Here is a 22,646-nt window from a genome sequence, read left to right as displayed (position 1 = left end):
AGGTGAACAAGGCTGCTCACCGCTATTTTTGTTGTTCCTCTTTATAATCACAGTTCACACATTGAACTTGAACGCCTTTTTTCAGCTTTTTCTCTACAAGCATATTTTCGCATTTTGGACACTTTCTTTCAATTGGTTTGTCCCAAGAGACGAATTCACACTCTGGAAAACGATCACAGCCGTAAAAAATGCGGCGTTTCTTCGATTTTCGTTCAACAATGTTTCCTTCATGACATGACGGGCATTTGACACCGATATCTTTGACAATTGGTTTTGTGTTACGGCAGTCAGGAAAGTTAGAGCAAGCCATGAACTTACCGTATCGACCCATTTTGTACACCATCGGATGTCCGCACTCTTCACAATCAACTCCGGCGTATTCCGGCTCAATCTCAACTTCTTGCATCTCTGCTTCAGCTTTTTCTACCCGTTTTGCAAAGTCTTGATAGAAGCTGTCGATAATACGAACCCATTCGATCGTACCTTCTTCAACACTATCAAGTTCCTTTTCCATTTTCGCTGTAAATTCAACGTTAATGATTTCAGGGAAGAATTCAATGATTAAGTTGAGTACAATCTCTCCAAGCTCTGTCGGAGTAAATCGTTTATTATCAAGTGCGACATAGCCGCGCTTTTGAATCGTATCTAATGTTGGTGCATACGTAGATGGACGGCCTATACCGAGCTCTTCAAGTGTTTTGACCAATCTTGCCTCAGTGTAACGTGGAGGCGGCTGTGTGAAGTGCTGTTCAGGTTCGATATCTTTTGAAAGAACTGTATCCCCTTCTTTGAGATCAGGAAGCATTTTGTCCTTTTCCTCTAGCTGGTCGTCCTTTCCTTCCACATAAACCTTCATAAACCCAGGAAATTTCACTTTACTGCCATTCGCACGGAAAGTAAGACCGTTATGATCAAGATCCACACTCATTGTATCAAGAACAGCCGGCGCCATTTGGCTTGCCACGAATCGTTCCCAAATCAATTTATACAGACGAAGCTGATCGCGGCTTAGCACATGCTTGACATCTGCCGGTTTTCTTAACGTAGAAGTCGGGCGGATGGCTTCGTGAGCATCTTGTGCATTTTCATTCTTTTTGGCCGGTCGTTTTGTTGTGTTTAAGAAATTCTTGCCGTACGTCTGATCAATGAAAGCAGATACTTCTTCAATCGCCGTATTGGAAATACGTGTTGAGTCCGTTCTCATATATGTAATGAGACCGACTGTACCTTCTTTACCAAGATCAATTCCTTCATATAATTGCTGTGCAATCATCATTGTTTTTTTCGCACGGAAGTTTAATTTTCTTGCAGCTTCCTGCTGTAAAGTAGAAGTCGTAAACGGAACGGCTGGATTACGTTTCCGCTCTTTTTTCGTTACTTTCTCTACAGAGAATTTGCTTCCTTTTAATTTCGAAAGGATTTCTTTTACATCTTCTTTTGTTTTCAATGGATGTTTTTTGCCATTGAGGCCAAAGAAACTCGCTTCGAAGCTTTCTTTTCCTTTAAGGAATGTACCGTCAATAGTCCAGTATTCTTCTGGTTTAAATTCATTAATTTCATTCTCGCGATCAATAATCAGGCGGAGTGCAACTGATTGAACACGTCCGGCACTTAAGCCCTTTTTCACTTTCTTCCATAAAATCGGACTGATTTTATACCCAACGAGACGATCTAAAATCCGTCTTGCCTGCTGCGCATCAACTAAGTCCATATTGATCATACGTGGATGCTTAAAGGAATCCTTAATCGCATCTTTTGTAATCTCGTTAAAAACAACGCGGCAGTCAGAAGAGAGGTCAAGGTCAAGGCTGTGTGCTAAATGCCAAGCAATCGCTTCTCCCTCTCTATCGGGGTCAGCTGCGAGATAGACTTTTTTTGCTTTTTTCGCCGCTGTTTTTAATTCTTTTAAAACCGGGCCTTTCCCGCGAATCGTAATATATCTCGGTTCGAAGTCATGCTCAGTATCAACACCGAGCTGACTTTTCGGTAAATCCCTTACGTGCCCCATTGAAGCTTTCACTTTATACTTTTTTCCTAAATAACGCTCAATCGTTTTCGCCTTTGCTGGCGACTCAACGATGACTAAATAATCAGCCATACTCAAAATCCCCCTTAAGAGGTGTTCTCTCTTTATACATTTCACAATTCATATTTATGTTAATTGCACCTATCTAACAGGCAATCATTAAAAATTCTTTATGATGAACATCATTATAAACACGAAAAACAAAGTGTAAACTTAAATCCTCACTATTATTAAATATTCCGATGTCTTTTGTCAAACGATATTTTTATGTTGGTTCAGTATATTGAACGCTGCGGAAGGAGAATTCCTCTAAAATATCTTTTGTTGAATGAACAAGCTTTGCTCCCTGCTGAATGAGTCTTGCCGGACCTGTGGAATTAGGATCAAAGATGGATCCAGCAACCGCAAATACCTCTTTTCCTTGCTCAAGTGCTTGATAGGCTGTAATAAGAGAACCGCTCTTTTCTTTGCACTGTATCACGATGGTTCCTTTCGTCAGTGCACTAATTAAACGATTTCTCATTGGAAAATGCCACTTTTCTGGTTTGACATAAGGAGGGTGCTCTGACAAAAGCAAATGATGCTCGCCCATGTATTGAGCCATTTGCTCATGCTCTTTTGGGTATAAATGCTGAAAACCGCCTGCTATAATGCCGATCGTTTTTCCTTTTTTCCTGATGCACTCTTTATGTGCAAGTCCATCAATTCCTTTAGCTAAACCACTGACAATCATCCAATCTTCCTTTACAAGCTCACCAACAATTTTCTTCACACATGCTTCTCCATAAGACGATGGAACTCGCGTGCCGACTACACCTAAACTTTTTTCTTCATTTAAATATGATACGTTTCCTTTTAGGAATAACACAGGGGGAGGATCATAAATATTTTTTAGTGTGCTGGGATATAAGGGTGATGTGATGGGAATCATGTGAATGTTTTGCTTTAAATAGGCTTGAACGATGTGTTGAAAAATGGGGAATTCATTTTCTTCAGCTTGTTTTAAGCGGGTAAGGTCGATCGTTTGTAATGCTCGATCCTGTTTAAAATGATGTGTTTCTTCATTTATATATAGCTCAGGATCGACTTTCCACCATTTTGTTAATAATGAGGGTGAGATGAGGCCTTTTAAGCGGTGAAAAATCATTCTTTCGGACACGTTGTACATACCATTCCTCCAGTTTAAAATAGAAAGAAGAAGACTTGCCAAAGAACAAGTCTTCTTGTGTCATTAATGCGTTTTACAAGCTTCGAAGAGATTCTTCTCTTTTAATACTTTAATCAACGTTTCTCCCATGACAGATGGTGTTTCTGCCACTTCAATTCCACATTCACGCATTGTTTTTACCTTTTCATCAGCTGTTCCTTTACCACCAGAAATAATGGCACCAGCATGTCCCATACGTTTTCCTGGAGGCGCCGTTTTACCGCCAATAAAGCCAACGACTGGCTTAGTCATATTTGCTTTTACCCATTCAGCTGCTTCTTCTTCAGCCGTACCGCCGATTTCACCGATCATAATCACAGCATGCGTTTCAGGGTCTTCATTGAATGCTTTTAAAACATCAATAAAGTTTGTCCCATTTACCGGGTCCCCCCCGATTCCTACAGCTGTCGATTGTCCAACGCCAGCTTCTGAAAGCTGATGTACCGCTTCATATGTAAGCGTTCCGGAACGAGAAACAACACCCACATGACCTTTCTTATGAATGTAGCCAGGCATGATACCAATTTTACATTCTTCAGGTGTGATGACACCTGGGCAGTTTGGCCCAACTAGTCTTGTCTTTTTCCCTTCCATATACCGTTTCACTTTGACCATGTCAAGCACTGGAATATGTTCAGTGATACAAATGACGAGATCGACTTCTGCGTCAACAGCCTCTAAAATGGCATCTGCCGCAAATGGTGCTGGTACATAGATAACAGAAGCGTTCGCTCCAGTTGTCTGCACTGCTTCAGATACAGTATTAAATACAGGAACTCCTTCTACTTCAGTTCCACCTTTTCCAGGTGTGACACCGCCAACGATATTTGTTCCGTACTCAATCATTTGTTTTGTATGGAACAATGCGGTTGAACCGGTAATCCCCTGAACAATTACTCTCGTATTTTTATTAATAAATACACTCATTTAGGTTCCCTGCCTTTCTGCTCTACTTGACTAAAGATACAATCTTTTCTGCCCCGTCAGCCATAGACTCAGCAGAAGTGATATTTAAGCCTGAATCACTCAGGATTTTCTTCCCTAATTCAACGTTTGTTCCTTCAAGACGTACAACAAGTGGTAATGTTAAGCCGACCTGTTTCGTCGCTTCAACAACACCTTCTGCAATCACATCACATTTCATGATGCCGCCAAAAATGTTCACGAAAATCCCTTTGACATTTTGATCAGATAAGATGATTTTAAATGCTTCCGTTACTTTTTCAGCTGTTGCACCGCCGCCAACATCTAAGAAGTTTGCAGGGTCCCCGCCGTAATGCTTGATGATATCCATTGTAGACATCGCAAGTCCTGCTCCATTGACCATACAGCCAATATTTCCATCTAAAGAAATGTAGCTTAAGTCATATTTAGATGCTTCAATTTCTTTTGGATCCTCTTCATCAAGGTCACGGTATTCTAATATATCTTTTTGTCTATATAAGGCATTGCTATCAAAGTTTAATTTTGCATCAAGTGCCATGACTTTTCCATCGCCTGTTACAACAAGTGGATTAATCTCAGCAATTGAACAATCTTTTTCAATAAACGCATTGTAAAGGCTTGTCATAAACTTAACAGCTTGGCCAACTAATTTTGTTGGAATATTAATTTTAAATGCTACTTCTCTCGCCTGATAGCCTTGCAGGCCAATCGCTGGGTCGATGACCACTTTGACGATTTTTTCTGGCGTTTTTTCTGCTACTTCTTCAATTTCAGTACCGCCTTCTTCAGATGCCATCAATACAATTCTTGATGTCGCTCTGTCCAAAACTAGTCCAACATAGTATTCCTTTTGAATATCGCAGCCTTCTTCAATAAGTAAGCGTTTTATTTCGCGCCCTTCAGGCCCTGTTTGATGTGTGACAAGTGTCTTGCCGAGCAATTCCTCTGCAAACCCTTTCACTTCATCTTTCGTTTTTGCAATTTTTACCCCGCCTGCTTTACCACGGCCGCCTGCATGAATCTGTGCTTTTACGACATATACAGAGCTCCCTAGCTCTTCTGATGCTTTCACTGCTTCATCAGGTGTAAATGCTACTTTACCATTTGGAACTGAAACCCCATATTTTCTTAGGATTTCTTTTCCTTGGTACTCATGGATATTCATTTCCCATCCTCCCAACATATGTAGAAACAAAAATTATAAAATAGACTGCGCTTTCATTTTAAAGAATAAAAAAGAGAATGTCTAGGGTTCTATGTAAAATCGTAAAATCCTTCTAAACATTCAAACTTTTATTTTATTAAAAATATAAATTTTTCAGCCAAATCACTTTTTTTACCTTATTTTTTCATTTTTTGATCTAATCTGTAGATAAACGAAAAAATTTCTGCTACAGTATCGTATAACGCTTCGGGGATCTCCTCATCTAATGTTAAGTGGCGCATGAGTTCGACTAAATTACGGTCTTCCTGGATTGGGACTCCCGACTTTTTTGCTTCTTCAATAATATGATCTGCCACATAGCCGCTGCCTGTTGCAACGACTTTTGGCGCCTTTTGTTTTTCTTCATCGTAATGCAGAGCGACCGCTCTTCTAAGCGGTTTTGAATCCTTCATACTCGTAAGTCCAGCCCTTTCTCGCTGATTTTATGAAAGTGTTCATCTAGAAATTGAGACGGATCTACTGGCTCTTGTCTCTTTTTTGCTGTAATTCCCGTTAAACTGTATCCTAGAGCATTTAAATTCTCCCGAACAGCCGGAATCATCGGATTAATGGTTCCTTGCAGTTCATGGGCTGTCTCGACAGTAATGGACATGACCTTTTGCTGAATCGTACAGTCTATTAAGGTTTCTTCAAGGTTTTCCATGTTTAGATAAAACATCAGGCGGCACTGAGAAATATCAATAGAGCCATCTTTTTTCTTATGTCCCTTTAGTATAAAGGTTAAATCTTGAACACTATGTTTTGAGAAAAGAGGATAGGAAACCATCATTTGACTGACGGTTTGGTTCTCCTGCTGCACAAATAACTGCCCATTCAATCTATGAAATAATTGATCCACTTCTTTTTTAATGGGCTCTGGTAAATCCGCCTGCTTCACATCATTCAGCACAAGCTTTAATTGGTGCAGCTCCTGACTTTTGACATCCTGGCTGTCTTTTTCGAGCAGTTTCAGCATACCGATTTCATCACGTACACCAATTGCCTTTTTCATCGTCATAAGTAAATCGAGCACATCAGTTTTATTGCTTAATGTTGGTTCAGTCTGCTGCACCACCTGGGCCAAAGCTTTTGCCTCTCTTTTTGACAGGAAGGGAAACTCTTTTTGAAGCACAGCTCCTTTTGCGTCAGGCTGAGATCCTGCCTGCTGGAGTCCTTGAAGCAATGCTGTGAGCTGTTTTAAGTTGGGCTCTTGCTGCCCGTCTGCACCTTGTTTCATCAAGCTTGTCAGTATCCGCTCAATTTGCTGAAGCGGAATTTGCAGCGCTGTTGGACTTGTTGACTGCTGCTGCACGTTTGTCTGAAGAACTTGGGACGGCTGACGCTCTTGAACAATTGAGGCAAGACTATTTTCTTTTTGCTGAGACGGATTGAGCGGAGTCGTTATTGGTGAATTGCCGTCTTGCTTCGCCACGCCTTCTCTCGCTGCTAGAAGGACCGATAAGAGCTTTTCTGCATGGACGGCTGTCTCTGCATCTACAACTGACCGAACGGCTTGTATAAGGGTCTGTGTGGCATCTGTGTGCTTCGGAAGCTGTGTTAATTGATTTAATAGCGCTGTTATATCCTGGTGAAGGGCAGAGGATGATTTTACGGCTAAAATAGATTGAAGCACCCCTTGCTGGATCGGTAAATCTTTCTTTAAAGCAAAGAGGAGGGCCTGGAGCCCTTTCTTCACATCAGCTCCTTGAAGCTGTTCGATCCACTTCACTGCCGTTTTTAACTCTCCTTCGTTGATGACGGACTTTTCCTTTAAAAAAGCTGTAGCTGTCAGCATGTTTTCAAGCCCATTTTTCAGTGAGAGACCTTCTAATAGTTTGGCTGCTGCATCCTTTAATGTCTTAGGATCTTGATCAAATTGCTGAACGGGTCTTAGTTTATTGAGGCTGCCTCCACCCTCTTGTTCAAATTGGAACCAATAAAATGCGTCTGCTTTAAGCTGAGCCGCCAGCTGTGCTTTTATTTTCGTTGAACCTATTTGAACAAGGGCTGTATCATCTCCAAGCATTTTTAGTACTTTACCGAGAATCAGCCGATGAACATTATCCTTCCCTTCGGTGTTTAATGGAACCGATTCGGCCGTATTCAGCCGGCTATTCAGTGCTGTATGTATGTCCTCAACTCTTGTCATCACAGGCAGCCTCCTTAGATTAAAATTTATGATATAACAGATTTCACTGGCGCAAACGATAACCGGTGGATGGGGGTAGCACCATGTGTTTGAATCGCAGCCAGGTGCTCTTTCGTTCCGTACCCTTTATGTTTTTCAAATTGATACTCAGGATACTTACGCCCGTACTCTTCCATCATCTGATCCCTTGTCACCTTCGCAATACATGCACCTGCTGCAATGGATACACTTTTTGCATCTCCTTTGATGATCTTCTCTTGGTGAGTAGAAAGCGGGAGTGTCATGGCATCTATGAGTAGATAATCAGGTGTATGAGTTAACTGCTCTACAGCTCTTACCATCGCCAGTCTTGATGCTTCATAAATATTGATTTCATCAATCGTAGCCGCATCAACAATGCCGATTCCGATATCAAGTGCTTCTTTTTGAATTAAATCATAATAAGCCAATCTTTTTTTCTCAGATAATTGCTTTGAGTCGTTTAAACCGAGCAGGACTGTATTTTCCTTTAATATAACGGCTGCTGCCACAACTGGGCCGGCAAGCGGTCCTCTTCCTGCTTCATCTATTCCAGCAATACATGTGTATCCCTGCGCCTTTGCTTTGTTTTCAAATTGCAGCATGTCATCCCATGCCGCGCGAAGTGCTTGCTGCTTTTCTCTCTCTTTGTGCCACTTTTCTACGAGTTTGTGGACACTTTTTCTCGTATCATCTTTCACAAGCTCGCGAATGTAGGACTCGTCTCCTGCATGCTTTTCTATAAGTTCTTTTATTTGTTTCACCGTGTACATAGGCTTTTTCGCAGCCTCCTTCTTTATATCGGCAGTTTTTCGCAAAAAATAAAGACCCGCATGAGCTGCGTGTCTTTTAGCTTTCAGGCTTCTCAAAAGTGAGGGGACCAAATTTTTCTGTTCGAATATCCCGAATAATGATTTCGGTGGTTTTATCATAGTTTATGAATCCCCCGCTCATTAGACAGCCTCGCTTAGTGCCAATTGCATCAAACAGCTCAACCGTATCTTCAGGTATCTCCGCTAGGTCATAGCGTTTTTTTAATCGCTCTGGGTAGTTCTCTTCTAGAAAACGAAGTGCATACACAGCGACATCCTGTAAATTGATGATCGAATCTTTGATCGCTCCAGTCACCGCAAGTCTGAGTCCTACTTGCTCATCTTCAAACTTCGGCCAGAGGATTCCAGGGGTATCGAGCAGTTCTAGTTCTTTCCCTACCTTTACCCATTGCTGTGATGTCGTAATCCCAGGCCGGTCTCCTGTTTTGGCAATGTTCTTTTTTGCTAAACGATTGATTAAGGTCGATTTGCCGACGTTGGGAATTCCGATAATCAGTGCTCGAATGGCACGTGGTTTGACGCCTTTTGCTTTCATGCGGTCGAATTTTTCTTTTAAAATTTCTTTTGAAGTCGTGATGATCTGATTTAACCCTTGTCCATCGACAGAGTTAATGGCAAGTGACCGAACGCCTTGCTGCTCAAAATGCGCCTGCCACTCCTTTGTCATACGAGGATCTGCTTTATCTGCTTTGTTTAAGAGCATGATTTTGGGTTTGTTTTGAAGGATTTCTTCGATCATTGGGTTTCTAGAGGACATCGGAATTCTTGCATCGGTTAATTCAAATACGATGTCGATGAGCTTTAATTTTTCTGTGACTTCACGTCTTGCTTTTGCCATATGGCCTGGAAACCATTGAATCGTCATATGTGCACCTTCTTTCTTCTACCATTATCTTTATACATTGTACAAAAAAAGAGCCTGTTACAGGTAACAAGCTCTTTCCTTTGATATCATTATCGTCTGATTTCTTTGATACGAGCCGCTTTACCGCGAAGTTCACGTAGGTAGTAAAGTTTCGCACGACGTACCTTACCGTGACGTACAACTTCGATCTTAGCGATTTTTGGTGTGTGTACAGGGAATGTACGCTCAACGCCTACACCGTAAGAGATCTTACGAACTGTGAAAGTTTCGCTGATTCCACCACCACGACGCTTAATTACAACACCTTCAAAGATCTGGATACGCTCACGAGTACCCTCGACAACTTTAACGTGTACACGTAAAGTGTCACCAGGACGGAACGCAGGAAGATCAGTGCGTAATTGTTCTTTTGTGATTTCTTCAATCAAATGTTGCATCGTTTTCAACTCCTTCCAACAGATGCTCATGTCCTCTTTCTTCATTGCAGCGGAACATCGTTTTCAAACTTGGATCAGCAAGCCGTCCAAGTCACAAGTAGTATCATACCATACCTCTATGCCGTGTGCAATACAATCTAGTCATTATGAAGCTGCCAAAGCCATCTTTTTTCTTCATCCGTTAATGTTTTGCAAGAATCGATCAAATCTGGTCTTCTTGTATAGGTTCGCTTCAAGGATTCTTTGCGCCGCCACTCTTCAATTTTGGCATGATTTCCAGAGAGAAGCACATCCGGCACTTTTAGTCCTTTATAATCCGCAGGCCTTGTATAGTGCGGGTGCTCAAGCAGACCTGTACTGAATGAATCTTCGATGTGAGACGCTTCTTTTCCAAGCACATGAGGCAAAAGCCTGACCACACTGTCTGCAATCATCATCGCTGGCAGCTCTCCGCCTGTGAGGACGAAATCTCCGATTGAGATCTCATCTGTGACAAGATGCTCCCTGATGCGCTCATCGTAGCCTTCATAGTGGCCGCAAATGAACATAAGATGCTCTTCTTTTGCAAGTTCTTCTGCTTTCTTTTGTGTATATCTTTCCCCTTGAGGACAGACAAGAATGATTCGGGGTTTCGTGCTTGCTTTCTTCGTTAAATCTTCTACCGCATCAAATACGGGCTGTGCTTTCAGTACCATACCAGCACCGCCGCCATACGGATAGTCATCCACTGTTTTATGCTTATGATCCGAATACTCTCTAAAATTGACGACTTGAAATGAGACAGCTTCTTTCTCCTGTGCTTTTTTTAAGATCGATGAGTGAAGCACACCTTCGAACATTTCAGGAAAAAGGGTTAAGAAATCGATTTTCATTCGTCAATAAGTCCTTCCATCACTTCAATGTGTACGGTTTTGGATGAGATATCGATCTTTTTGACGACAGATGGTATATATGGAATGAGGGCATCTTTTTTGCCTTTTCTTCCAACCACCCACACATCATTTGCCCCTGGCGTAAGGATTTCTTTGATTTGGCCGATCAGCTTGTCCTCTTCATCGTATACTTCACAGCCAATGATTTGGTGGAAATAAAATTCTCCTTCGTCTAATGACCCAAGATGTTCTTTTTCTACCTTTAAGATTGATTCTTTCAAATGCTCTGCTTCATTTAATGAGTTGATTTCTTCAAATGTGAGCAAATCAAACTGTTTGTGCTGGCGATGTGATGCGACAGTCACTTTCAGCGGCTCGCTTTGACCTTGCTTAAAAATATAGAGGACGCTTCCCTTTTTGTAGCGCTCTTCTGGGAAATCCGTCTTTGACACGACGCGTACTTCTCCGCGCACTCCGTGTGTATTGACGATCTTTCCAACATTCAACCATTCTAGCTCCATGTTCTCAATCACCCCTGACGTATTTCCACAATGGTGCCGTCTTTCACGACGATGACATTATCTTGCATCTTGTCATCCCATTTATCACCTATTTTTACTTCAACCAATGCATCCACTTCTGTTTCTTTCATTTCACTTCCAAGCGGCAAAATATGCAGTTGCTCTACTTGAAAATCAATTTGTCGGATCTTCTCTTGCCTTTTATCGATCGCTTTTTGAAATTGAGGGATGGCTTCTTGCTGATGTGGTTCTTTTTCATGTTTTTTTAGTTGAAAATATAGTTGATTGCATTCACGTTCTAGTCTTTCTTTTTTCTCCAAAAAAGTCGTTAACAGTTTGTCCTTACTGCTTTCAGTTAATACTTGCATCACGGTGACATGTTGAATGATCTGCATCTTCCTTTTTGTCCCCCTATCCGAAGGCATTTGTCCTCTACAGTATAACGAAAAATAGATTTAAACGTGTAAAAAAAGGGGAGGTCCTAAGCCCTCTCCCTTTTTAGTCAGCAATCTCAAGTTGAACTTTCTTAGAAGACTCTGCACTTGCTGCAAAAATGACTGTTCGTATCGCTTTTGCTGTACGTCCCTGCTTTCCGATCACTTTTCCGGTATCTTCAGCATTGACAGACAGTGTGTAAATCACCTGCTCATCTTTTTCTAATGAAGATACGTGAATATCTTCAGGGAAATCAACAAGTGGCTCGACGATGGACACAATCAATTCTTCCAAGGACAGCTCATTCATTATTTGCTGTTTTTCGCATTATGAAATTTTTCAAGAATTCCTTGGCTTGAGAAAAGGTTGCGAACTGTATCAGATGGTTTCGCACCATTTTGAAGCCATTTAAGCGCTAATTCTTCGTTGATTTTCACCTCAGCTGGTGATACCACTGGGTTGTAAGTTCCAACTGTTTCGATGAAACGACCGTCACGTGGTGAACGAGAATCTGCTACAACAATACGATAGAAAGGAGATTTTTTTGCTCCCATACGTTTTAAACGAATTTTTACTGCCATTTTACTAGCACCTCCGAAAATATTTCAACAAGATAGTATATTAACAATGATAAAAGGGTTTGTAAAGTGTTTTTTCTTAACAACGGTTTTATCATGTATAACCAATTACATAAATGGTAATTTAAAGCCCTTTTTCTTTCCTTTGGACATGTTGGTCATTTGCTTCATCATCTTTTTCATTTCATCAAATTGCTTTAAAAGGCGATTGACTTCCTGTACAGATGTCCCGCTTCCTTTTGCAATCCGTTTTCTGCGGCTTGCATTGATGACCTCTGGCTGTTCTTTTTCCTGAGTCGTCATTGATTTAATGATCGCTTCGATGTGATTGAGCTGCTTTTCGTCTACTTGGACGTTTTTGAGCCCTTTCATTTTACCGGCTCCCGGCATCATTTGGATCAGTTCATCAAGTGGACCCATATTCCGAACTTGGCCAAGCTGCTCGAGGAAATCATCGAGCGTGAAGCTCATTGTCCGCATTTTTTGCTCAAGCTCTTTCGCTTTATCTTGGTCGACGTTTGCCTGTGCTTTTTCAATCAGCGTGAGCACATCTCCCATGCCAAGAATTCTTGATGCCATCCGCTCTGGATGGAATGGTTCAATCGCATCAAGCTTTTCTCCTAGTGCAGCGAATTTAATCGGCGTGTTGGTGACAGCTCGAATAGAAAGTGCTGCACCGCCTCTTGTATCACCATCTAGTTTTGTGAGAACGACACCCGTTAAACCAAGCTGTTCATTAAAGCTTTTTGCGACATTGACCGCATCTTGACCTGTCATAGAGTCAACAACTAGGAAAATTTCTTCTGGATTCGCTACTTCTTTTACTTTCTGAAGTTCATCCATTAATTCTTCATCGATATGAAGACGTCCTGCTGTATCTAAAATGACATAATCATGGTGTTCTTCTTTCGCTTTTTCAATTGCCTGTTTGGCAATTTCGACAGGGCTGACTTGATCACCTAATGAAAACACCGGCATATCAAGCTGTTTCCCGAGCGTTTGAAGCTGCTGGATCGCTGCTGGTCTGTAAATATCAGCAGCTACCATCATCGGCTTGCGATTATGTTTTTTGCGAAGTAAATTGGCAAGCTTCCCAGTTGTGGTTGTTTTACCTGCCCCTTGAAGACCAACCATCATAATGACTGTTGGAGATTTTTTCGCTACAGCGATCTTACTCTCTTCTCCGCCCATTAATTCAGTGAGTTCTTCTTTTACAACTTTAATGACCTGCTGTCCAGGGGTAAGGCTTTTCATGACCTCTTGTCCAACTGCCCGCTCACTTACTTTTTTCACAAAGTCTTTGACTACTTTAAAATTGACGTCAGCTTCAAGAAGGGCAAGGCGTACCTCGCGCATCATTTCTTTTACATCTTGCTCTGACACTTTTCCTTTGCCGCGGATTTTTGAAATCGTCTGCTGCAGTCGGTCGGCTAATCCTTCAAATGCCATACTGTGCCGCCTCCTAATCTAATTTCTCAAGCGATTCAATTAAAGCTTCTGCCTCTTCTCTTTGCGCAGAATCAGCTACAAGCTCTCTCATTTTTTTGAGAAGTTCTTTACGCTCTTTAAATTTCTTAAACAAGAGCAGCTTTTCTTCATATTGTTCAAGCATCGCTTCAGTCCGTTTAATATTATCATAAACAGCCTGCCTTGATACTTCATATTCATCCGCAATTTCACCGAGGGAAAAATCGTCTAGGTAGTAAAGCGACATGTAGCTCTTTTGCTTTGCGGTCAACAACGATTGATAGAAGTCAAACAAGTAGTTCATTCTCGTTGTTTTTTCAAGCGTCATGGGCTCTCTCCCCTTTGTTAAGTTCATTCCCTTTACATCAACTAAGTTTACACGGTTCTCTTCTGTGTGTCAAGTTTTTATCTTGTCACTTCATGAAGCGGCGTATAAATAAAAATGCCAGCAGTTTCGCCGGCATTTTTTTGTTAGTCTTGTTGATCAATTACGTCTGAGAATAATCCATACACATACGATTCTGCATCAAACTCTTGCAGATCGTCCACCTTTTCACCTAAACCGACAAGCTTCACGGGAATGTTCAGCTCATTTCGAATCGCAAGAACAATTCCGCCTTTTGCAGTTCCGTCAAGCTTTGTTAAAGCAATCCCTGTCACATTTGTCGCTTTAGAAAATTCCTTAGCTTGTGCCATTGCGTTTTGACCCGTTGTCGCATCAAGAGCGAGCAATACTTCATGAGGTGCATCTGGAACCTCGCGTTCAATGACTCTCTTGACCTTCTCCAGCTCTTTCATCAAGTTGACTTTGTTTTGAAGTCTTCCTGCTGTATCGCAGATGAGGACATCCGCATTTTTCGCTTTTGCTGATTGAACGGCATCATAGATCACCGCTGCTGGATCAGAGCCTGCCGTTTGTTTGACGACAGGAACACCTGAACGTTCTCCCCACACTTCAAGCTGCTCGATGGCACCGGCACGGAACGTATCACCTGCTGCTAAAATGACGGATTTCCCTTCATTTTTCAGCTTATTTGCAAGCTTGCCGATCGTCGTTGTTTTCCCAACACCGTTGACGCCTACAAATAAAATGATATTCAAACGCCCGTCTTCAATGTTCAGCGCAGAGATTTGTTCCTCTCCGCTATTGTAGATGTCAACCAGTTTTTCAGAAATGACCGCTTGTACTTCACTTGGATCTTGAATGTTTCTTAATTTCACTTCTTTTTTCAGCTCATCAATCAGTTCCATCACAGTTGTGAAACCGACATCAGCGCCGATCAGAACCTCTTCCAGCTCTTCAAAAAAGTCTTCGTCGACTTTGCGGTAGCGGGAAATCAGTTCATTTACTTTTCCTTGGAAGGAGTTTCTCGTTTTTTCGAGTCCATCTTTAAACTTTTCTGATACTGAATCGGTTTGCTGCGTAAATTTTTCTTTTAATTTCTTAAAAAAGCTCATTGGTTCAAAAACCTCCTTTAATTACTGGACAAGCTCTTTCGTTTCTTCTAGTTTGACAGATACAAGCTTAGAAACACCTGACTCCTGCATGGTCACGCCGTAGAGCACATCGGCTTCTTCCATTGTTCCCTTGCGGTGCGTAATGACAATGAACTGTGTTTCCTGGCTGTATTTCTTTAAATATTGCGCAAAACGGAAAACATTTGCTTCATCAAGCGCCGCTTCTACCTCATCTAACACGCAGAATGGAACAGGTCTCACTTTTAAGATAGAGAATAGTAAAGCGATCGCTGTTAAGGCTCTCTCTCCGCCTGAAAGAAGGCTTAAGTTTTGCAGTTTTTTCCCTGGCGGCTGCGCGACAATATCAACGCCAGAGTTAAGTAAATCATTTGGATCTGTCAGTTTAAGATCTGCTCTTCCGCCGCCAAATAATGCTTGGAAAACAGATTCAAAGTGCCCGCGGATTTGAGAGAATGTCTCAGAGAAACGCTTTGTCATCTCTTGATCCATTTCTTCGATGACTTGGAATAATGTATTTTTCGCTTCTGTCAGATCATTTCGCTGTTCTGTTAAGAAAAGATAGCGTTCATTCACACGTTCATACTCGTCAATGCTGCCTAAGTTTACTGTTCCAAGCTCTTCAATGGCTAGTTTGATCAGCTTCACTCGTTTTCTTGCTTCTTCTGGCGATAACGTCAACTGATACATCTCTTTTGCTCCTTCAAACGAAAGGGCATATTCTTCGTTCAAATAAGCGATCAGGGTGTCGAGCTCGACTTCCATACGGCCAAGCTTAATCTCTTCATCTTTTAAGCTTGTGGTGAGCTGCTTGAACAAACGCTTTTGTTCTTTAAGTTCACGTTCAGCAAATTCTAATGTTTCAGAAAGAGCGAGACGCTGCTTACGACGCTCTGAAATGAGTGCGGTTGTTTTGTTTTTGTTTTCCAGCTTCTCTTTTGCCGCTTCTTCCAGTTGTTCGGCTCCGCTTGAACTAGATGACATTTCACTTGTTAAGAGTGACAGATCTTCTTTTGTTTCCATCAGCGTCTGTTCAGCTTCTTCTAATTCAGACATTAAGCTCGAAAGCTTTTCTTGTTCATTCGCTAAGGACTGCTCTTTTTTGGCAAGCGAGATTTTCAGCTCTGTTAATTCTGCAGAAATGGTTTCTTTCGTTGAGCTTTGCGTCTGCTTACGTTTTGTTAATGTATTGATTTCTTGATCAAGAGCCGTCAATTTTTCACCTATAGAGGCTTCAAGAGCGACCTGCTTTTTGTCCTTATCCGCGAGCTCAGTAGAACGCTGCTGCAATTCTTCTTTTTCTTGATCATAGAGTTCAAGATGAGCATTGATATTTTTTTCTGCAACTTGCAGTTCGTATAGCTTCCCTTTGAGATCTTGCTGCTTTTCACGAAGGGTTTCGCCGCGCTGACGCAGTTCGTTTAATTGGCTTTCGTTTGCTCCGATCAATTGCTTCGTTTCTTTTGTTTCTTTTTCAAGGATCGTTGTTTTCTCTTCCATTTCAACGAGCTGCTTTGTTAACGTTTCGATCTCCCGGTTTCTTGAAAGAAGAGAGTTGTTCTTTTTCTTTACGCCGCCACCGGTCATGGAACCGCCGGGGTTTACGACATCTCCATCAAGGGTCACGATGCGGTAACGATGTCCAAGCATTTTTGCCAGTTCATTGGCGCCTTTTAAGTCTCTAACGATCAGCACAGTTCCAAGCAAATTCTGAATCACCTTTTGATACTTTTCGTCAAAGGAAACGAGGTGACTCGCTACGCCGATAAATGCAGCGTGCTGCTCTGCTGTTTGGACATCTCTGAGCTGAATGGTTCTTTCTTTGATCACGTTCATTGGCAGGAAGGTTGCACGTCCAAAGGAGTGCTGCTTTAAGTATCCAATCGCTTGTCTCGCAGCTGCTTCATTTTCTGTGACGATGTGCTGCGTGGCTGCACCTAGCGCAATTTCAATCGCTGTCTCATGCTGCTGATCCGTTTGAATCAGCTCTGCAATGGCACCGTGAATACCGCCTAACCGTTCTTTTGCCTTTAAGACCTCTTTCACTCCTTGGAAAAAGCCTGAGAAGTCTTCCTGCATGGATTCAAGCATCTCTTTTTTTGATTTTGCCTGCTGTACGTATTGATAGGCTTGGTAAAGAGCCGTTTCTTTTTTCTCGTATTGACGTTTTATTTGCTCAAGCTTTTGTTCTGCTTCTCTAAAGCGTTTTACTTGAGCCAGAATGTCTTCTTCTAGTGCTGAAAGCTGCTGCTCAGCTTCTGTTTTCTTTTCTTTAACAGACACTCGTTCTTCGATATGTTTTTGGTTATTTTGCGTCAGCCGCTCTAGCTGCATCGCTGCTTGGCGCTGCTGTTCTTCTAGTAATTTACGTTCATTACGGATGGAAGCCTGTTCATTGAGCAGATCAAAATAATCGCTTTTCAGCTGTTCAATTTGACCTTCCACATCTTCACTATGAAGCGACAGTTGATGCTGCTTTGTTTTTACTTCATCTTTTAGCTGGTGTACCTCTTTTTGCAGGCTGTCACGCGTGATTTTCTGCTGCTCAATCTTTTCGGTTAACAGCGCCTGCTTTTCAGTTAAGCGAACGAGCGTTTCTTCAAGCTGTCCTTGGTTTGCAGCGGCATTTTTTTTTCGCTCTTTTAGCACTTCTTTTTTTCCTTCAAGCTTTTCTAATTCCTCACTTGTGAAAAGAAGAACTTCTTGCAGGTCATTAATTGATTCGTCAAGCGCTTGAATGCGGTCTCTCGACTCTTCAATTTTGGCTTCTTTTGCTTGGATATCTGTAGACTGCTTCATTTCATCTTGTTTGAAGCGCTCGACTGCTTCACCAAGTGTTGTCCATTTTTCATGAAGTGCTTCGATGTCATGGACAGTTAAGGCAATTTCCACATTTTCAAGCTCTTCTTTTTTTTGCAAATAGTCCTTTGCAATGGATGCTTGCATTCTTAATGGTTCTACTTGATCTTCTAGTTCATGCAGAATATCTTCTACTCGGTTTAAGTTGTCCTGCGTTTCAAACAGTTTATTCTCGGCTTTTTTCTTTCTTGTTTTATATTTCAAAACGCCAGCCGCTTCTTCAAAGATGCTTCTTCTCTCTTCTGCCTTACTTGATAGAATTTCCTCTACCTTTCCTTGGCTGATGATGGAAAAAGCTTCCTTTCCAAGACCTGAATCCATGAAAAGATCAATAATATCCTTTAAGCGGACAGATTGATTGTTTATGAGAAATTCACTTTCTCCTGAACGATAAACCCTTCTTGTCACACTGACTTCGTGAAAATCGATCGGTAAAAAGTGATCTTCGTTATCTAATGTTAAAGTCACCTCTGCTAGATTGACTCTTTTTCTTGAGTCACTTCCTGCAAAAATGATATCTTCCATTTTTCCTCCGCGGAGGCTTTTCGCTGATTGTTCTCCAAGTACCCAGCGGATGGCATCGGTAATATTACTTTTGCCGCTCCCGTTTGGTCCAACCACAGCTGTGACCCCTTTAACAAAGTCCACGGTCACTCGCTGTGCAAATGATTTGAATCCTATCACGTCTAAACGTTTGAGGAACATGAGAGTGATCCTCCTTATGTATTTAAAGTACTATCATCTTACCATATGAAGTGAAAAAAGATGATGGAAAACAGAGTGAAATCCCCCTGAATAACGAGGGGGATTTTATTGGTTCATATGATGTTTCTGCAATTTAGCAAGTGCTTCCTGTGCAGCGTGCTGTTCTGCTTCTTTTTTAGAGCGTCCATTTCCAATTCCGAGCACTTCACCTCGAAGGGATACATTTGCTTCAAATTCCCGGTTATGTGCAGGCCCTTTTTCATGCAGGATACGGTATTCGAGCACACCTTTTCCATCGCGCTGCACAAATTCTTGCAGCTGGCTTTTAAAGTCCATGACGTGCGAGAATGCTCCATCGTTAATTTTCGGATAGACGTACGCTTCTAGGAAACGTTCAACCGGCTCAAGCCCCTGATCTAAATAAAGTGCACCGATAAACGCCTCGAATACGTCCGCTAAGAGTGCTGGGCGTTTTCTGCCGCCTGTCATTTCTTCGCCTTTTCCTAAAAGAACAAGGTCTCCGAAGGACAGCTCATGTGCTAGTGATACAAGTGACGGTTCACATACGATCGCCGCTCTTAGTTTCGTTAAATCTCCCTCGCTCATCGCTGGATATTTTGCAAATAAAAATTGAGAGATGGTCAATTCTAAAACAGCATCTCCTAAAAATTCAAGTCTTTCATTATCCTCGTATGGCTTTTTCCGGTGTTCATTCACATAAGAGGAATGGGTAAAGGCTTGATATAGAAGCTTTTCATTTTTAAATTGTACAGAAATGCGCTGCTGGAATTCTCTAAATTGCTCTAGTTTTTTGCTCTGTTTCTGTTTGTCTTTATATTGTTTTGGCATAGCAACCTCCAGGTAGGCGTAATCGCCTTTAAGGATACTGATTATATGGAGTCTCTCTTTCTACATGCAGGGAAACATTGCTCCCAGCATCTGAAAAAGGCTGACAATTGATCAGCTGAATGTGTTGAAACTAACATAAATTTTCAAAGTCCCGTCAAAAGTAGACGGGACTTTGTTACACTTATTGCTGGTTATTTATGTAGTTCACAGCGTCACCGACTGTTGCAATTTTTTCAGCATCTTCGTCAGAAATTTCCATATCGAACTCATCTTCAAGTTCCATAACTAGCTCAACTACATCAAGGGAATCAGCGCCTAAATCTTCTTTAAATGAAGCTTCCATTTTCACGTCAGCCTCATCAACGCCAAGGCGGTCTACAATAATTTTTGATACACGCTCTAATACGTCTGCCATTGCCTTTCACCTCCCCTCAAAGTATTATAGTTGAATTGTTTTTAAAAAACTAGAGAAAACCGAATGAAATTTTGATATTTCTTAGGACATGACCATTCCGCCATCTACTTGGATGGTTTGGCCTGTAATATAACCTGCTCCTTCTGAAGCTAAAAAGACAACGACGTTGCTAATATCTTCAGGTGCACCAAAGCGTGCGAGCGGAATTTGCTTGAGCATTTCCGTCTGTACATTTTCATCAAGCTTGTCTGTCATATCTGTTGAAATAAAGCCTGGTGCTACTGCATTAACAGTAATATGACGGGTTGCCAGCTCTTTTGCTGTTGTTTTCGTTAATCCGATGACACCAGCTTTTGCTGCAACATAGTTTGCTTGTCCAGGGTTACCACACACACCAACGACTGAAGCCAAATTGATAATTCTTCCGCTTCTTTGCTTCATCATTTGACGTGTCACGGCTTTTGTACAGTTAAAAACACCTTTTAAGTTTATGTTAATGACATCATCCCATTCATTCTCTTTCATTCTCATGAGCAGGTTGTCCTTTGTGATCCCTGCATTATTCACAAGAATGTCAATTGAACCAAAGGTATCAATCGCTTGTTTCATCATGGCTTGTACTTCTTCAGCATTTGAGACATCAGCTTTCACAGCAAATGCCTGCTGGCCGAGTGCTTTGATTTCATCTACGACTTCATTTGCTTTTGCTTCGTTTCCAGAATAGTTCACGACAACATTTGCACCACTTTTCGCTAAATCAATCGCGATGGATCGGCCAATCCCGCGTGATCCTCCTGTTACAACGGCTGTTTTATTTGTAAGCATCAAGAATCCTCCTTCAATGTTTGAATGGCTGCTTCAATTGTTTCTTGATCTGAAACGGAAATCGTCGTCAGGCGGCGATTCACTTTTTTCACAAGACCTGAAAGCACTTTGCCAGGACCAATTTCAATAAATGTTGTGACGCCTAAATCAATAAGGCGTTCCACACTTTCTTCAAAACGAACAGGAGAATACAGTTGTTCAATCAGTTTTGTCTCAATTTCATCTCGGGAAGTCACGATGTCTGCTGTTACATTTGAGATGACCGGTGTTTTCGCATCCGCAATATCCAGCTTTGACAAAACATCCGTAAATTTTTCAGCGGCTGGTTTCATTAATGCAGAATGGAAAGGTCCGCTCACTTCAAGGGCAATTGCACGTTTTGCGCCTTTTTCTTTCGCTTTCTCTGAAGCAAGTTCTACCCCTTTTGCTGTACCAGATATCACGATTTGACCAGGACAGTTTAAGTTAGCGAGCTCTACAAGGTGACCGCTCTCTGTCACTTCTTTTGTCACTTCTTCAAGTGCCGCTTTGTCTAAGCCAAGAATTGCTGCCATGGCGCCTTCTCCTGCTGGAACAGCTTCATTCATTAATTCTCCGCGCTTTCTGACTGCATAAACAGCATCTTTAAACGAAAGTGCGCCTGCTGCAACGAGGGCCGTGTATTCGCCAAGACTGTGTCCTGCTGTATAATCTGCTTTGATTCCGCTCTCTTCAAATTTCTTTAAGATGGCGATACTTGTCGTTAAAAGAGCTGGCTGCGCGTTAAAGGTGAGCGTCAGTTCTTCTGCATCCCCTTCAAAAATCAGAGAAGATAAGTCAAACCCGAGGGTCTTGTCTGCTTCTTCAAAAACAGCTTTAGATACTGCTTCTTGGTCAAATAAATCTTTTCCCATGCCAATTTTTTGAGAGCCTTGGCCAGGGAATAAAAATGCAATTTTAGTCATGCTGCTTTACCTCCATTAAGACTCATTCGTTGTTTCTTTTTGGACTTCTTGATGAATGATGGCTGAAACGTCTTTTTCTACGATATCACGTGCCTGACGAATTGCATGGAAAATGGCATTTTCGTCAGAGGAGCCGTGCGCTTTAATGACAGGTGCCTTTAAACCAAATAAAGCGGCACCGCCATATTCGGAGTAATCCATTTTAGATTTCATCTGCATTAATTTTGGCTTCATCATGCCTGCTGCTATTTTTGCTGTAAAACTGGATGTTAATGTTTCTTTCAGCATTTTAAAGACAGAAAGGGCTGTGCCTTCAATTGTTTTAAGCGCAATATTTCCAGTGAAACCATCTGTGACAACAACGTCAGCAACACCTTCTAATAAGTCACGAGACTCTACATTTCCTACGAAATTCAAATCTGATGCTTTTAATAATTCAAAGGTTTTTTTCGTTAAATCGTTGCCTTTTTTATCTTCTGTTCCTACATTTAACAGTCCAACACGCGGATTGCTCTTTGGGAAGACACGCTCTGCGTAGATTGATCCCATCATGGCATATTGCACGAGATGTTCTGGTTTAGCATCAACGTTGGCACCAACATCTAGTAACAAGAAGCCGCTGCCATCCAGTGTTGGCAAGGTTGGGGCAAGTGCCGGTCTGTCAATACCGTCAATTCTGCCTACGATAAACAGTCCAGCTGTCATGAGGGCGCCAGTATTTCCTGCTGAGATGCAGGCATCTGCTCGTCCCTCGGATACTTCCTGCGCCATTTTCACCATAGATGAATCCTTTTTACGTCTAACTGCACGCACTGGTTCATCCGTCGGTTCAATCACTTCTTTTGCATCTAAAATCGTGATGCGGTCGTTGTTTGTTATGTATGGTTTGATTTTGTTTTCATCGCCGACAAGTGTAATCTCGATATCTGAAAATGCTGTTAAGCTTTTTTGCACACCGTCAATAATGGCTTTAGGGGCATGATCTCCCCCCATTGCATCGACTGCAATTCTCATAT

General features: G+C 41.8%; 23 protein-coding genes. All 23 read right to left on the bottom strand.

Features of this window, described 5'->3' with window-relative positions; genetic code table 11:
• Positions 1-22 precede the first annotated feature (22 nt).
• The gene (topA, locus tag NSS80_RS08035; RefSeq protein ID WP_041108973.1) at positions 23-2,098 is read right to left on the bottom strand and encodes a type I DNA topoisomerase; all 2,076 of its coding nucleotides are present in this window, start codon (positions 2,096-2,098) and stop codon (positions 23-25) included.
• Between the two features lie 193 nt (positions 2,099-2,291).
• Entirely contained in the window at positions 2,292-3,194 is a 903-nt protein-coding gene (gene dprA / locus NSS80_RS08030) for a DNA-processing protein DprA (protein ID WP_061109838.1), read from the bottom strand.
• A 63-nt stretch (positions 3,195-3,257) separates the two neighbouring features.
• On the bottom strand, positions 3,258-4,160 hold the full coding sequence (sucD, locus tag NSS80_RS08025) for a succinate--CoA ligase subunit alpha (protein ID WP_007499624.1): 903 nt from the start codon (positions 4,158-4,160) through the stop codon (positions 3,258-3,260).
• Between the two features lie 22 nt (positions 4,161-4,182).
• Complete coding sequence (gene sucC, locus NSS80_RS08020; RefSeq protein ID WP_024426972.1) at positions 4,183-5,343, bottom strand: ADP-forming succinate--CoA ligase subunit beta; 1,161 nt, start codon at positions 5,341-5,343, stop codon at positions 4,183-4,185.
• A 176-nt stretch (positions 5,344-5,519) separates the two neighbouring features.
• A complete protein-coding gene (locus NSS80_RS08015) occupies positions 5,520-5,795 on the bottom strand; it encodes a FlhB-like flagellar biosynthesis protein (protein ID WP_003211418.1) in 276 nt (91 codons plus the stop codon).
• Positions 5,792-7,531, bottom strand: a complete 1,740-nt coding sequence (locus tag NSS80_RS08010) for a glycosyltransferase (protein WP_317222047.1) — start codon at positions 7,529-7,531, stop codon at positions 5,792-5,794. Before NSS80_RS08010 ends, NSS80_RS08015 begins: the two co-directional genes overlap by 4 nt.
• Positions 7,532-7,557: 26 nt before the next feature.
• A complete protein-coding gene (locus tag NSS80_RS08005) occupies positions 7,558-8,322 on the bottom strand; it encodes a ribonuclease HII (RefSeq protein ID WP_317222048.1) in 765 nt (254 codons plus the stop codon).
• Positions 8,323-8,398: 76 nt separating this feature from the next.
• Positions 8,399-9,247 (bottom strand): ribosome biogenesis GTPase YlqF, encoded by an 849-nt coding sequence (ylqF, locus tag NSS80_RS08000; RefSeq protein ID WP_024424188.1) that lies wholly within the window; start codon positions 9,245-9,247, stop codon positions 8,399-8,401.
• Positions 9,248-9,336: 89 nt separating this feature from the next.
• Complete coding sequence (gene rplS, locus NSS80_RS07995; RefSeq protein WP_008354510.1) at positions 9,337-9,684, bottom strand: 50S ribosomal protein L19; 348 nt, start codon at positions 9,682-9,684, stop codon at positions 9,337-9,339.
• 137 nt (positions 9,685-9,821) lie between these two features.
• Complete coding sequence (gene trmD / locus NSS80_RS07990; protein ID WP_024424189.1) at positions 9,822-10,556, bottom strand: tRNA (guanosine(37)-N1)-methyltransferase TrmD; 735 nt, start codon at positions 10,554-10,556, stop codon at positions 9,822-9,824.
• Entirely contained in the window at positions 10,553-11,077 is a 525-nt protein-coding gene (gene rimM / locus NSS80_RS07985; protein WP_024424190.1) for a ribosome maturation factor RimM, read from the bottom strand. Before rimM ends, trmD begins: the two co-directional genes overlap by 4 nt.
• A gap of 8 nt (positions 11,078-11,085) precedes the next feature.
• Positions 11,086-11,472, bottom strand: a complete 387-nt coding sequence (locus NSS80_RS07980; RefSeq protein ID WP_024424191.1) for a YlqD family protein — start codon at positions 11,470-11,472, stop codon at positions 11,086-11,088.
• A gap of 103 nt (positions 11,473-11,575) precedes the next feature.
• Positions 11,576-11,821 carry a KH domain-containing protein gene (locus NSS80_RS07975; protein ID WP_024424192.1) on the bottom strand — a complete coding sequence of 82 codons (246 nt, stop codon included), beginning with the start codon at positions 11,819-11,821 and terminating at the stop codon, positions 11,576-11,578.
• Positions 11,821-12,093, bottom strand: coding sequence for a 30S ribosomal protein S16 (gene rpsP, locus NSS80_RS07970; RefSeq protein WP_008344841.1), 273 nt, complete (start codon positions 12,091-12,093; stop codon positions 11,821-11,823). Before rpsP ends, NSS80_RS07975 begins: the two co-directional genes overlap by 1 nt.
• 105 nt (positions 12,094-12,198) lie before the next feature.
• Entirely contained in the window at positions 12,199-13,539 is a 1,341-nt protein-coding gene (ffh, locus tag NSS80_RS07965; RefSeq protein ID WP_024426967.1) for a signal recognition particle protein, read from the bottom strand.
• 13 nt (positions 13,540-13,552) lie between these two features.
• Complete coding sequence (locus NSS80_RS07960; protein ID WP_317222049.1) at positions 13,553-13,885, bottom strand: putative DNA-binding protein; 333 nt, start codon at positions 13,883-13,885, stop codon at positions 13,553-13,555.
• Positions 13,886-14,028: 143 nt separating this feature from the next.
• Positions 14,029-15,015, bottom strand: a complete 987-nt coding sequence (gene ftsY, locus NSS80_RS07955; RefSeq protein WP_024424194.1) for a signal recognition particle-docking protein FtsY — start codon at positions 15,013-15,015, stop codon at positions 14,029-14,031.
• Between the two features lie 21 nt (positions 15,016-15,036).
• Positions 15,037-18,597 carry a chromosome segregation protein SMC gene (smc, locus tag NSS80_RS07950; protein WP_317222050.1) on the bottom strand — a complete coding sequence of 1,187 codons (3,561 nt, stop codon included), beginning with the start codon at positions 18,595-18,597 and terminating at the stop codon, positions 15,037-15,039.
• Between the two features lie 105 nt (positions 18,598-18,702).
• Positions 18,703-19,446 (bottom strand): ribonuclease III, encoded by a 744-nt coding sequence (gene rnc / locus NSS80_RS07945; protein ID WP_034281759.1) that lies wholly within the window; start codon positions 19,444-19,446, stop codon positions 18,703-18,705.
• Positions 19,447-19,627: 181 nt separating this feature from the next.
• Positions 19,628-19,861 carry an acyl carrier protein gene (gene acpP, locus NSS80_RS07940; protein ID WP_008344853.1) on the bottom strand — a complete coding sequence of 78 codons (234 nt, stop codon included), beginning with the start codon at positions 19,859-19,861 and terminating at the stop codon, positions 19,628-19,630.
• Between the two features lie 81 nt (positions 19,862-19,942).
• A complete protein-coding gene (gene fabG / locus NSS80_RS07935) occupies positions 19,943-20,686 on the bottom strand; it encodes a 3-oxoacyl-[acyl-carrier-protein] reductase (protein WP_317222051.1) in 744 nt (247 codons plus the stop codon).
• Positions 20,686-21,630, bottom strand: coding sequence for an ACP S-malonyltransferase (gene fabD / locus NSS80_RS07930; protein ID WP_101677207.1), 945 nt, complete (start codon positions 21,628-21,630; stop codon positions 20,686-20,688). The genes fabG and fabD overlap by 1 nt, the downstream gene beginning before the upstream one ends.
• Positions 21,631-21,645: 15 nt before the next feature.
• On the bottom strand, positions 21,646-22,644 hold the full coding sequence (gene plsX / locus NSS80_RS07925; RefSeq protein WP_034281756.1) for a phosphate acyltransferase PlsX: 999 nt from the start codon (positions 22,642-22,644) through the stop codon (positions 21,646-21,648).
• Positions 22,645-22,646 lie beyond the last annotated feature (2 nt).

This window comes from Bacillus sp. FSL M8-0350, from assembly GCF_038593345.1.
GTDB lineage: Bacteria > Bacillota > Bacilli > Bacillales > Bacillaceae > Bacillus > Bacillus safensis.
The sequence above is the reverse complement of the archived record's forward strand: the minus strand, read 5'-3'. Positions and strand labels throughout refer to the sequence as shown.